The 12,437-nt window shown below is 32.8% G+C and carries 11 protein-coding genes; 2 read left to right on the plus strand and 9 right to left on the minus strand.

Going from position 1 to position 12,437, the window contains the following annotated elements; all coding sequences use genetic code 11:
- Positions 1-6: 6 nt before the first annotated feature.
- Complete coding sequence (locus Q4Q39_RS20620) at positions 7-957, plus strand: bifunctional helix-turn-helix transcriptional regulator/GNAT family N-acetyltransferase (protein WP_345075457.1); 951 nt, start codon at positions 7-9, stop codon at positions 955-957.
- 317 nt (positions 958-1,274) lie between these two features.
- Here Q4Q39_RS20620 and Q4Q39_RS11150 read toward each other — a convergent pair whose 3' ends face one another.
- The 8 genes from Q4Q39_RS11150 to Q4Q39_RS11185 all read right to left on the minus strand — a co-directional run bounded on the left by Q4Q39_RS11150 (position 1,275) and on the right by Q4Q39_RS11185 (position 11,115).
- Positions 1,275-2,987, minus strand: coding sequence for a hypothetical protein (locus Q4Q39_RS11150; RefSeq protein ID WP_303282554.1), 1,713 nt, complete (start codon positions 2,985-2,987; stop codon positions 1,275-1,277).
- Between the two features lie 128 nt (positions 2,988-3,115).
- Positions 3,116-3,637, minus strand: a complete 522-nt coding sequence (locus Q4Q39_RS11155; RefSeq protein WP_303282555.1) for a hypothetical protein — start codon at positions 3,635-3,637, stop codon at positions 3,116-3,118.
- 162 nt (positions 3,638-3,799) lie between these two features.
- Positions 3,800-4,153, minus strand: a complete 354-nt coding sequence (locus Q4Q39_RS11160; RefSeq protein ID WP_303282556.1) for a four helix bundle protein — start codon at positions 4,151-4,153, stop codon at positions 3,800-3,802.
- Between the two features lie 77 nt (positions 4,154-4,230).
- Positions 4,231-5,466: a DUF6638 family protein gene (locus Q4Q39_RS11165; RefSeq protein WP_303282557.1), complete on the minus strand. Its 1,236-nt coding sequence runs from the start codon at positions 5,464-5,466 to the stop codon at positions 4,231-4,233.
- 115 nt (positions 5,467-5,581) lie between these two features.
- The gene (locus tag Q4Q39_RS11170) at positions 5,582-6,166 is read right to left on the minus strand and encodes an NUDIX domain-containing protein (RefSeq protein WP_303282558.1); all 585 of its coding nucleotides are present in this window, start codon (positions 6,164-6,166) and stop codon (positions 5,582-5,584) included.
- Positions 6,156-8,120: an AAA family ATPase gene (locus tag Q4Q39_RS11175; RefSeq protein ID WP_303282559.1), complete on the minus strand. Its 1,965-nt coding sequence runs from the start codon at positions 8,118-8,120 to the stop codon at positions 6,156-6,158. The genes Q4Q39_RS11170 and Q4Q39_RS11175 overlap by 11 nt, the downstream gene beginning before the upstream one ends.
- 334 nt (positions 8,121-8,454) lie before the next feature.
- Entirely contained in the window at positions 8,455-9,513 is a 1,059-nt protein-coding gene (locus tag Q4Q39_RS11180) for a hypothetical protein (protein ID WP_303282560.1), read from the minus strand.
- 249 nt (positions 9,514-9,762) lie between these two features.
- On the minus strand, positions 9,763-11,115 hold the full coding sequence (locus Q4Q39_RS11185; RefSeq protein WP_303282561.1) for a coiled-coil domain-containing protein: 1,353 nt from the start codon (positions 11,113-11,115) through the stop codon (positions 9,763-9,765).
- 370 nt (positions 11,116-11,485) lie between these two features.
- Here Q4Q39_RS11185 and Q4Q39_RS11190 point away from each other — a divergent pair, with 370 nt between their 5' ends.
- Positions 11,486-11,728, plus strand: coding sequence for a hypothetical protein (locus Q4Q39_RS11190; RefSeq protein WP_303282562.1), 243 nt, complete (start codon positions 11,486-11,488; stop codon positions 11,726-11,728).
- A gap of 60 nt (positions 11,729-11,788) precedes the next feature.
- Here the strand turns inward: Q4Q39_RS11190 and tnpA are convergent, their stop codons facing one another.
- The gene (gene tnpA, locus Q4Q39_RS11195; protein WP_303282563.1) at positions 11,789-12,193 is read right to left on the minus strand and encodes an IS200/IS605 family transposase; all 405 of its coding nucleotides are present in this window, start codon (positions 12,191-12,193) and stop codon (positions 11,789-11,791) included.
- Positions 12,194-12,437: the final 244 nt, after the last annotated feature.

Below are 12,437 nucleotides of genomic sequence, written 5' to 3' on the forward strand. Positions count from 1 at the left end.
AATACTATGGATGCATTACGTGGTTATGGTGAATTAGGGTTAGGATCCAGACTTAAAAGAGTGAGTGAATACATGATGAAAGAAACACAATTAGTTTACAATCATTTTAATGTAGATTTTGACCCTTACCTATTCCCTATATTTAAGATTATAGTTAATAAAAATGGGGTAACAAATTCTGAAATACAAAACTCACTACAATTTACACAACCAGCAATCACACAGGCTATTAACAAATTAAACGACAAAGGTTTGATTATGTACAAGTCAGACAAACTGGATAAACGAAAGAAAATAATTTTCCTATCCGATAAGGGCCATCACGCATTAGGAAAATTAAAACCTATCTGGAAAAGTATTGATAAAGTCATTAAAGAATATACCTTGGAAAAGTCTTCGTCTTTAATAGAACATTTAAATATTCTGGAAAATAAGCTTAACACTAAAAGTTTTAGCAAAACCATTATTAATGATATAAAAATGAATACAACACAAGCACTTGAAATTATTTCTTTTGATAAAAAATATGCCAAGGATTTTTATGAATTAAACGTAGAATGGTTAAAGACATATTTTTATGTTGAGCCTTATGATGCTGAAGTTTTAAGCAAACCAGAACAGTATATTATAAAAAAAGGAGGTCACATATTTTTTGCGAAAATTAATGAACAAGTTGTTGGAACTGTTGCGCTTATGCCTATAGGTGATGATGGCCTTTTTGAATTAACAAAAATGGCTGTTTCACCTGAACATCGTGGGCATAAAATTGGTCAACAACTTATGCAACACTGTATTGATTTTGCTAAATCTATAGGGCTCCCAAACCTAATACTCTATTCTAATACAACTTTAGAAAATGCTATTTATATATACAAAAAGTATGGGTTTATTGAAAAGCCATTGGAACCAGACACGCCTTATAAACGAAGTGATATTAAAATGGAATTGGTATTTTAAGACATTCTTTTTATTTTGTCTCTTGTATTGAATTAATTCATGAAATAATAAAACGAACTAAAGAGAATCAAAAAAAGAATAAAGAACAATAAATAATCCTTTAATCTATCTTTTTTAAGGTTACTCCTTATACCTGCTTTTAACCTTTCAAGCTCAGATGCCCTTAAGTTTGGAGCATTAAATTCAAGTTTTTTCCCATATCTTTTGTTGAGTAGTTTCTTTTTATCGAACTTATCGCTGGCTATATCTTTTCGCTGGTCGCGTCTTTGCTTATGACCTTTGAAATGACCTAAACCACCTAATCCCAACATATCTATTTAATTAACCGCCTTTAAAGAATCAATTTGTTTCTGTAATCTTTCAATTTCTTCCACTTTTTCCCTGTCCTGAACTTGTTTCAGGACCTTATCATTTGGAATCGCCATAATAGAGTCTCTCACAGTTTCAGATACATCGATCTCTTTAGTGTCTTCTGCAAAGTAATAGCCTATACCTTCACTAGCTCTCCAAGCTTCATTCAGTTGGTCGTAAACTGTTTTATCCCATTGACTCGGGTGTTTTACATCAATCCAAATAACATCTCTATACTCGCTATCTATCAAGGCTAAATCTGGAGTTGCCGAACCATCAAAATTATCGGAACCTTCTCTTATAGCCGATATAGTCCCCAAAAAGAACATACGTTTTCTTCCCGCAAGTTCTTTTATATAAGGTCTGAATTCAACAGGTTTATTTACCGACCAATCAAATTCTTTACGAGATTCAATCACTTTTAAAGGCATAGCAGAAACGCCTGCGTATCCTTGTTTTTTTGATGCATGATCATAATAATATATCTTGTCGGTACCATCAGCAGGTATAAAAACACTAAACGTTAAACTGGTTCGCTCATCCCCCACTGGTTCTAAGCCAAACCAATGATACAAACCACTATATCCATCTGAATCGGTATCGGAAAAATCAAAATCGGTTACGAATGGTTGTTGATTCTGATCATCTGATAAATTAGGAATCTTAACAGCTGTTTCCATATTCCATGGCAACGGATCGCTAAATCCTCCTAAGAATTTTAAGGATTCTGCTTGTAAACGTGATACTTTTTCTGCTAATGTATTTTGTCTGGTGAGATAAGGATGATTTGTCATCTCTTCAGGACTTATATAAGTTCCTTTTCCTATTAAAATACGTTCTATATAATCGCTAAAATCATGCTCACCGTTTTCAATAACCATGACTCCTCCAAAGGTTGGGTAGGGAAACAAAAAACCTTTCCATTTAATTAAACTTACAACTTCTACCCACTGCCCTGTATCATTTTTCATGTAATAGGTATCACTGGGTTCCATAGTGAATAACTGAAAAAAGTTAAAGCGCTGTACTACTGCATTATAGGTGTTTCTACTAAACTTTAATGATTCTCCTATTGAAAAGGTTACTGGAATTCTATTCTCGTTAGAAAATCGTGGAAATGGCGTGGTGCTGGACACTGCAAAAACTTCTTCGGTATTATCAGTCATCCCCTGCCATACATATTTTTCAGTAGGTTGAATAGCCATCGTCCATTTATTCTCATCTCCTATTCTTACTAAATGTGGCAATGAAACGTCTTTAGTTTCTCCAACACTTTCATTGGCCATAGAAAACACATTTCTTAATGGTTGAATTCTTTCATTCTGTGTTAGGGGTAACTCATTAATTTCAACTCTGTTTAGATTATTAAAAACGTTATAAGTCTTCATATAATCATACATTTTGAAATGCCATCCGACTACATATAAAACTCCGAAGAAACCAACTAATAATCCTAAAATCCCTAGACGCTTTCCTGTACTTGCAGAATTTCTAAACTTTTTTAACCCAAAGAATAAAACAATAGCACTTAATAAAATGATGAAAATAAATTTTCTAACAAATAATAACGCTGGTTGATAATCGTCGCGTAAAACAAATAATAAGATCAGTAAGATTAACGCAATAATTAGTGTTGTAATCTTTTGACGTTTTCCTCTATTCCAATAATTTTTAATCATATTCTTTTTTTCTCATTCCCGTGAAGACGGGAATCTATTATATTTTTAACGGATTCTTTCTAAGTGGATTCCTCTTTTTACTTCGACAAGCTCAGCATGACAATTAATGTTATAATTGGCTTTTTAGTTTACAACAACCCTTTATCCTTCAAACGCTCTCTGGCACTCTTCTCCTCTACTTTGGGTGTTTCTTTTATTTCTTTTTCTTCTTCAACGACTTCAGCATCTTTAGTTTTTAAATCTTCAATAAAGTCTTTTCCTTTTTCAATGGTATCATGTACAATATCTTCTAAAGAATCTGATTTTTCCTCAATAACTTCTCCAGACTTAAATACAAAATTAGCTAAATAAGTACCAGCTAGTGTACCAACAATCATGGAAGCAAATATTGAAATAGTTGCTATATCTATTGGAATTAAAAAACGAGTGATAACAATACCTATTAAAAATAGAAATCCAATAAAAATGAGCCGCACTAAGAATGTTTGTTTATATACAAAGCCTTTTTTATCTGTAGGCTTCATTTGTAATGCCTTCGAATTAAAAACTTTATTAAAAAAACGGTATAAACCATTACCACGAGACTCTCTCCAATATAGAAAGGCTCCAAAAAATATGGCTGCAATAAAAATTATTAGTTCTAGTCCCATGTTGTTATATAGTTTGAAGCTTGGAGTTTTTTACTCATGCTTGTTATTTTATGTTGTTTGAAGTACGCCGTTAGAAGCTTGAAGTTCTTACTCATACCTGTTATTTTATATAGCTTGAAGTATGACGTTGGAAGCTTGAAGTTTCTTACTCATACCTGTTAATCATTTTATTTTGTTTCTAAACGCAATAGTCATATTCATTAAATCAAAACAGTTTTTATAAAACCTGTTAAAGCTTTCTTCCGATAAATAGTTTCTTCTTTTCGCTTTATGAAGACAAGTCACAACTTCAGCAAGAGAACGAATTGAATACCCCAAAAACTTTCTATATTCAGCACCTGATTGTAGAATTGAACCTTCAGAAATATTTAGTGCAATAGAATCTGAAGCTCTACGCAATTGTGATGATAAATTATAAAGCTCTTCTTTAGGAAACTTATGAGCTAAAACATTCATTTCTTCTCCTAAATCCATTCCTTTTTGCCAAATTATCAAATCTTCAAATTTAAATTTCATATTCTAAATTTTATGTAGGAGATAAAACTTCCAACTTCAATCTTCTGACTTCCTTCTTAATTATCTGTCTATAAACACTAAATTTTGTTACGAATAATAGCTATAGCCCATTCTTTAAGCGAATCGTCCCATTCTTTAAAGCTAGCATAAAAATCTTCCTTATCATACCAATACCAATATAACACATCTTTAGGTGATATATTTACTAACAGTTTCCAAATTAAATCTTGGTGTCTTCCTTCTAAAGAGGAATGTGGTTTATGTAATGCTTCAAACAATTTTAAATCTACAATATCGGCTATTTTATATTGATTACTTGTTTCCAGTTTCTCTAAATAGCGCTCTACACTCATCACCTTTTTACGTGATTCTATATCTAATTTATTAAGATAGCTTTTATATAGAATAGGGTTATCTAAAATATCTTTTACTGGGTGTTGCGTTTTTTCCAGGTATTGAGTCATTTCGAACTTTTTAATACGTTCGTAACGTTCTGTTTTCACCGCAGTTTCTAAATCGTATTCTATAATGACATGATCCCTCAATTTATCCATTAATTCAGGTTGATGAATATGATATATTAACACATCATAATTTGTATCTTTAATGGCTTCTTTATGCCAAGTCTCATCTTCAAAAACAATTATTGGTGTAATAAAATCGCGTAACACATAAACACCATTAAATGCTTTGGTATAAAAAGAATCGGTATTAAATTGTAACTGATATAGTTCTAGGTCTCTATTACGTAAATCTCCATAAGTTTTAGCAGATACTAATAGTTGCTCATGAATTCTTTCATCTATGAAATTATTATCGCTATTGAAGGTTTCAATGAGTTTTAATTGTTCTTTTTGAACATCTACCAAATTATTTATCAAGTGGAAATTTATAAAAACCGTTTTGTATTTTAAGACATCCAAAGGTTCATAAAAGGCATCAATACCCTGATCAAAATCTAAACAAATGGCACAATCACGGGTAATATCATGTATTTTTTCTCCATGCGTTTTAAAAACATGCTGCATGATTTCTCTATCGAATGTATGAAATGGAACATAGACAGGTTTTCCTTTTTGAAGTGGAGAAATGATAATACCATGTGCATTGGCATCACCATTATTCAAATAATGCATTGCTTCCTTTTCTTCTGCTATCTCAGGGCTCCATCCTATACCATCTATATGAAACGTTTTTAATTTCGTTTTTGTAAATCCAAGTTTCAACAAACATTTATTATAACGTTCCACCAGTTTTCCACTAACAGGAATGAGTTCGCTTCTGTATAAATTGGCTTCTTTTAGTTTTTGCATATTTACATTCCTGCGAAGGCAGGAATCTCATTATTTATTGTTATTAATTATTATGTTTGCTAAAAACATTATTTTATCTTTCAAAGTGGATTCCTGCCTACGCAGGAATGACAAACTACTCCAATAACTTATGAATCATCGCATACTGCAACAAAACAATAGTCCTTGTATCTACTATTTCTCCGGTATTCAGCATATTAACTGCTTCTTTAAAAGGTATTTCCAATACGTCAATATCTTCATGTTCACTATCCAATCCGCCACCATCACTAACTTTCATATCATCGGTATATTCACCAATAAAGAAATGCATCTTTTCGGTCATCACACCAGGTGACGAATACCCCTCATAGACTTTTTTTACGTCTTTTAATCGATACCCTACTTCTTCTTCGGTTTCTCTAATAACACAAGCTTCTGGATTATCTTTATCTAACATGCCCGCTGCAATTTCTACTAAAAACCCATCCTCATTATCATTCATATAAGTAGGCATTCTAAACTGTTTTGTTAAGATAACGGCTTGTTTTTCTTTATTATAAAGTAAAATACCGGCACCATCTCCTCTATCGTAAACTTCTCTTGCTTGCGTTACCCACCTACCATCTTTCATTAAATAGTCGAAAGTTAGTTTTTTGAGTATATAATAGTTATCTGAAAGTAATTTACTTACTATATTTTTAATACGATTAGTTGCCATTTTCAAAAGTACCTCTTGCTTCTCTTTCTATATTTAACTGATTGACTCTGGCATCTACTTTTCGTTTAAAGTCAGTATCTGCTATGGTTGCTACATTATCTAAATAACGGACTACTTCCTGACGACGAATTTCTGAAAAGTCTAAGCCTTTCATATTGGCACGCATTAATTCCTGAAGCATACTAAACTTCGTTTCATAATCTTGCTTAAAATAGATTTCCGGGTTTTCGAACCAATCTTCTTCTAAATCAAAATCTGTTAAACGCAATGATACAGCACTTTGAATATTCCTAACATCACGAGATGAAAAGAATGGAAATGCTTTTTGCATGTCTTTATAAAGATTTGCATAAAATACATGTTCATTCGTTTTGAATCGTTTTTCTACACGATCATAAATATCGTGTACGCGTTCTTCAGTTGGTTTATTGGAAACATTAAGAATTTCTCCCATGTTTTTTGCCAAACCTTGATCCTGTAAATAGGTATAGTTTTCCGGATCTTGCATGTTTACAAAATCTGGCATGGTTTCGTCTAATTTACGCCACCATAAATGATCTTGATCTAAAAAATCATGTTCAGTTCTGGCACCATCAATTTTAAAACGTCCTTGTACGCGAGAAATGACTGCTTTATCAAGCATTTCAGGTAGATTGGTAAACAGTCCAATTGAGCTATTTCCGTAGTTTACGGCATAAGCACCTTCTGTATAACGTAAAAATACGCCAATGACTTCTTTTACACCTGCCGAAACCCCTTGAGCTGTTCGCTCTTGTAAATTGTTTTCGGCATCATCTATAGGTGCGAAAATTAATTTTGAAGGGTCTTGCATGGGTTTCATCCACTCCACCATCTTTTCTGCCGAGCCTCCTTGAAATGTGCTAATTAGTGTATCTGGCATCGGGTGAAACAAAAACGGAATATCTAACGTATCACAGTGTTCTTTAAGCTTGGTTGCAATGGCAGCAATCAACATACTTTTTCCTGTTCCTGGAATACCATAACCCATAAAAACAGGCATAAAACCGCCCAGTTCTTGAAACGGATTCTTCTTTGCTGTAAAATCATAGCTCAACATACGCTCAGTTAAACGACGTGCAAAGTGTTTGGCATCACGGTTACCTACAATTTGTTCAAACTTAATTTTATTGAATTCTATGCTTTGTGCTGTGCCTTCAAATACATTGCTCCAACCAGAAATAGCAAATTCAGATTTTTCTAACTTATAGGTTCTGTCCTCAATGCATTCGGTATACTCTAAACTGCTTTTACGTAGTTGAATCTCGTCTATTAAGGCTTCAAAATATACAACTGTAAAGTCTATAACGTCTTTATCTGATTTAATAATTTCCGGATGTCCTAAATACTTATCATAATAGAATAAACTACATGAAATTCCTTTTAAAGGCGTCATTAGTGACACTTCTGGAATACCAGCAAACTTTTGCTTCATCACACTTAAATCATCTGATGCGTATGGCTTTAAATCGTTTAATATTTTATAGGCTGAACTGAAAAGCATAAAGGCCGTAGCAGTATGCATTTTACTTTCAAATTCGCGTTTTCCATTGGTATCTAAAGCCGATTTGTTTTCATTTAAACTCGATAAGCCAGAAGCGTCGTAATAACTATCTTTTATCCAAATTCCTAATGTAATACCTTCTTGTACGGCATATAGCGTTTGATTCAAATAAATAGGAATCGCTATAGAGTCTGGTAATAAACGCTTTTTTAAAGCAAGAATGGTTTTTGATACTGAGGTTATTTCTGCTGCATTGCTACCATTATTTGCCCGAGAGAGATATAACAAGATAGACTCATCTTTAGCATCTTTATCTTTATTCTTTGCTCGTTGTCCTTGCTCCCATTGTGTGCTTTTTAAATAGGAAGACGCTTCGTCACGAAGCATATCCAGTTCGGTTAGTTTTATTGGGAATGTTGAATTGTGTTCCATTTTTTTTCAGTGATCAGTGTTTAGTCTCAGTTTGCAGTGCTTACTGTTGCTTTGTTAGTGTTCAGTTTGCAGTGCTTACTCTTTCTCGTTAAATTTTGACTGTTATATTTTAATTTATACTTATTATATATTGTTTACTTATAGTTAAATTTAGTATTCAGTTTGCAGTTGCAGTATGCAGTGCTAACTGTACACTGTTTACTGAAAACTATCTGCTATTTACTTTTAATTTAAATTCGCTGTATATCGTTTACTTATAGTTAAATATTATTTTTCAAGTTCATTTCCTATTTACTGCCAACTGAACACTGAGACTGAGACTGAACACCGCCAACTATTTAGAGTATTTCAAGCTACTCATTTCAACAGGTGGTTTTGCTAAATCATTTATAAGTTCTGGTGTTTTATTATACAGTAATTGAATAATGCGATGTGGCGCAAATACATATTTTTGTTTAAACACGTTGTCCCATCTTTGAAGGGTTTGTTTATTAAAAAAACTACCTTCTTTAAATTCACTCTCAGATTTAACCTCGTCAATTTTAAGCGATATAGCATAGGATTCCAAAGGGATTTCCTTTTTTCCTATGCCTTCTAAAACAGCATGTGTTATATCATTTTCATCTTTTGCAAATACGTTATGTAATGGGCCTAAATCAATTCGTTTAATAAGCTTTGGTGATACTTTTGGCAATTTTCTATCTATAGTATATGCCATAGTATCTAAACTCATCTTTCTATCGGCCGTTGTTTTTAAAACGTCGTAAATGTCATCTTTATAATCGTTTACATCCGTTCCGCTATAATTGAAATACATAAAGCAGATAAACGGTCTGTTATGAGATACATCATAAAAACTCCAGCTGGTCATATATTTAGTATCAATGCTTTTTGGTGCACTTAAAATTTTGCCTTGTACAAAACGATTAAAAATGTATTGTTTTTTAACCGATGAGTAATACACTATAGATGAGGCCTGGAATAACTTACTTTTTTTAATGGGTTCTTTTTTACGCATTAAAGTATCCAAAAACTCTTCTTTTAAAGTATTTATTGGTGTTAACCTACCCAAATAATCGTCTCGTAATTCTAAATCGTTAAACAAATACCTAAATTCCAAATAATTTGGAAAGCCCGAATGGGTTAAATCAACCTTCATATTATCCTCATCGTCATACATATATTTTATACGCATGGCTTCAATGGAATATAATAACAGGTCACTGTATTGTTTAAACAATTGCACTTCTTGGTTGGTACAAAGTTCTTGTTGTTGTACAGCAACTATAAGTTCTTTAAATGCAAAATCGACCATTTTATGATAGAACACATAATGTTCTTTGGAGTCTAGAACTGCTGAATCTAATGGCGTTACAATGTGGTTAATGGACATTAATTAAGTATTCAGTGCAGTATTCAATTAGCAATAAGTTGCCACGAATACACAAATATTTATGTTTAATAATTTGAGCGTTACCGCAAGGGTCGGGCTTTCTCTACTCGCTCTCTTCGAGGAGCTCAAACAAACCGTTCAATCCCTAACGCGGAAATAAGATATTTTTAGATTTTTATAGTTTATTTAATGAGATTACTACGTCGTTTGTCTTCGACTACGCTCAGACTGACACTCCTCACAACGACATTACGACAATAAGTCGTCGTCGCTTGCTTCTGGTTTTGGCTTTGGTTTTCCTTCAGGTTCACCACCGTCGCCTTCTGAAGCTTTATTAGGATCGACTTTATAATAATCTTCAAAAATCTCTTTCATATCGATACCATAACGCTCTGCAAAATTCTTTTGAATATCGCTATCTTTAGCACGAATCTCTTGTAAAGCTTCGGCATAACTACTGTATACACCTTGCATGACTTTTTCGTGAACTGGAATATTATCCATCATATCTTGACGTGCTTTAGCACTTGCGGTATGCATAGATGCCAAAGTTTCTCCAATATGCTCATCGGTTTTTACACCTAAATGCTCTAAAATAGCTGCAAATTCCTGATCGGTTCTAGCTTTTAATGCTACTACATAGCCATCGTAATATTTTAAACGTTCTTCGGTATCACTCTTTAATTTTGCACGGTGTGTTTGCAAGTTACTACGTAAAGACGTTAATACCTTTATAGTTAAGTTATGCTTATGTACAAAACTGTCTTTACTGGCAGCTAATGTCGTATAGGCATTTTTTAAACCTTCTAACTCTTCTACTTTTTGCTCTAAAGTGGTCACTTTACCAACGGCTTGCGCATAATCTGCAGATTGTTTGTCTGCTATATCTTCAAGTTCTTGACGGGCTTGTTTTAATAAAGCGTATTGCTCTTCTAGCTTCGCCTCTACTTCTTTCTTTTTTTCTAAAGCTTTGGTGTGATTTTTAGTAGCTTCAACAATGGCTACTTGTAACTTATCTTCTACTTCTTTAATCTCTACTTCACGATTTTTTAATCTGCTTACAGCTGCTTGAGATTTATACGATAGTTCACTTAATAATGTTTGTACATCTGCGCTTTCTATACGTTCCTGGAACATCGCTTTTGCTTTGTTATCTGCAGCAGCACGTGTTTTTTCAGCAGTTTGAAGTTCTACTTGTGCTTTTTTAATTTTGCTTTTACGCCCCCAAAGGTTATTCCACCAGGTATCTGGCTTTGCTTCGGCATCTTCTAATTCTATTTTAGCACGCTCTAACGCTTTTTGAGCATCATCAATTACTTTTTGCTCGGTAGCATTAAGTGCTGAGAATTTTTCGAAAATAATACCAACTTCGTCTTGATAGTCGGTTAAATCTTTAATAGCATCTAAAAGCGTTGTTCTGTCTTTTTCTGCCATATGTACCACATCATCCAAGGTGGCATTCAATATTTTTTGTCGAACTTCTGGATCGTCTTCCTGAGACAATTTAGATTTCATAGTGTCTATGGCTTTTCCCCAATTGACATCTACTTTTTCTGTTTTCTCGTTAGAATTGGTTTCCAATAAATCAAAATCGTCAGACATAGAGTTAGAGTGTTTTTTTAATTATAAATATTTTTAGATAAGCAATGTCGTTAAAAAAAATCAATTTTAAAAGCAAACAAATGCTTTTAAACTCCCTTTTTATCGAAATACTGAAACAAGTTCAGCACAAGCAAGTTTAGTACAAACTTGGAAATAGCAATTAAGCAGATAAACGGAAATATCAAATTTTTATTTGTCAGATAATTTCTAAACTTACAATACTTTAACTATTAGTATAATTTATTATAAGAAAGTTACATTTTTTAAAATTTCACTATTTTATTTTGTCCTAAATGGTTGTCTAAAAATTGTCTACTGAATAAATTATATTATATTTGAGTGACTATTAATCAAAGACATACATCAATATATGTTATCTAACTATCCAGTTATATTTTTATTTTCTCCCTTCTTAATTAACCAAGCCAATATCGTTATTGTACTAATTATTGTTGTTGTTATTTTTTCAATTTTACTGCTTTTAGGCGTCAGAAAATCTTACAAACTAAAAAAGGAAAATGAGAAATTAAATAGTATGAATACAAAAATGCCTGATGAGGAAGAGGAAAATTATAAAGATTTTACAGAGGGACATATGTATGACAATAAGTAAACAACCTCCGTTAAAAACGGAGGCTTTGATTTTCAGATTAGCCCCAAAGGGGCATTAGGTTCATTCATGATGTTCTTGATATTTCACATATCTCCGTATCATATCCTCATCTAAACCTATGGTACTTACAAAGTAACCTCTCGACCAAAAGTGATTGCCCCAATATGGTTTTTGTATTAAACTGGGATACGTCTTGAATAGTTTGATTGCCATCTTTCCCTTTAGAATACCCATGAATTCTGATACAGAAACCTTCGGAGGGATTGAACAAACCAAATGAATGTGATCTTTTTGCACATTCATTTCTTGAATAATGACATCTTTCCAAGTACTGATGACCTGAAGGTCATGTTCGACCAAAGTTTTTACCATACCTTCTAGAACACGGAAACGACACTTGGGAGTGAAAACAATGTGATAGTCACATTTGTAGTACACATGTGTTAATTTTCTATATTTACTCATCTTTAAAAAGTTTTAGATGGTAAACCTAAAAAATGGCAGAGCCTTTAAAACATGACCACCGTCAAAGACGGTGGTTTTTTAGATTTAAATAAAAAAGCACATTTTTCAACTTATATTTATTTAATGATTTGACTTGGACACGAATTTTACGAATTCACACAAATTCATTGTCAAATGGTTATATTGTATTGGACAAAACATGAACACAAATCATTAAAGCTGTCTATTACAGATTAATTAGTGA

Origin of the sequence: Flavivirga amylovorans, from assembly GCF_030540875.1 — a bacterium.
GTDB lineage: Bacteria > Bacteroidota > Bacteroidia > Flavobacteriales > Flavobacteriaceae > Flavivirga > Flavivirga amylovorans.

What these genes read in the sequence shown, in the direction of transcription:
- Q4Q39_RS20620 (WP_345075457.1), top strand. Translation starts at nt 7, where the DNA reads ATGGATGCATTACGTGGTTATGGTGAATTAGGGTTAGGATCCAGACTT.
- Q4Q39_RS11150 (WP_303282554.1), bottom strand. Translation starts at nt 2,987, where the DNA reads ATGATTAAAAATTATTGGAATAGAGGAAAACGTCAAAAGATTACAACA.
- Q4Q39_RS11155 (WP_303282555.1), bottom strand. Translation starts at nt 3,637, where the DNA reads ATGGGACTAGAACTAATAATTTTTATTGCAGCCATATTTTTTGGAGCC.
- Q4Q39_RS11160 (WP_303282556.1), bottom strand. Translation starts at nt 4,153, where the DNA reads ATGAAATTTAAATTTGAAGATTTGATAATTTGGCAAAAAGGAATGGAT.
- Q4Q39_RS11165 (WP_303282557.1), bottom strand. Translation starts at nt 5,466, where the DNA reads ATGCAAAAACTAAAAGAAGCCAATTTATACAGAAGCGAACTCATTCCT.
- Q4Q39_RS11170 (WP_303282558.1), bottom strand. Translation starts at nt 6,166, where the DNA reads ATGGCAACTAATCGTATTAAAAATATAGTAAGTAAATTACTTTCAGAT.
- Q4Q39_RS11175 (WP_303282559.1), bottom strand. Translation starts at nt 8,120, where the DNA reads ATGGAACACAATTCAACATTCCCAATAAAACTAACCGAACTGGATATG.
- Q4Q39_RS11180 (WP_303282560.1), bottom strand. Translation starts at nt 9,513, where the DNA reads ATGTCCATTAACCACATTGTAACGCCATTAGATTCAGCAGTTCTAGAC.
- Q4Q39_RS11185 (WP_303282561.1), bottom strand. Translation starts at nt 11,115, where the DNA reads ATGTCTGACGATTTTGATTTATTGGAAACCAATTCTAACGAGAAAACA.
- Q4Q39_RS11190 (WP_303282562.1), top strand. Translation starts at nt 11,486, where the DNA reads ATGTTATCTAACTATCCAGTTATATTTTTATTTTCTCCCTTCTTAATT.
- tnpA (WP_303282563.1), bottom strand. Translation starts at nt 12,193, where the DNA reads ATGAGTAAATATAGAAAATTAACACATGTGTACTACAAATGTGACTAT.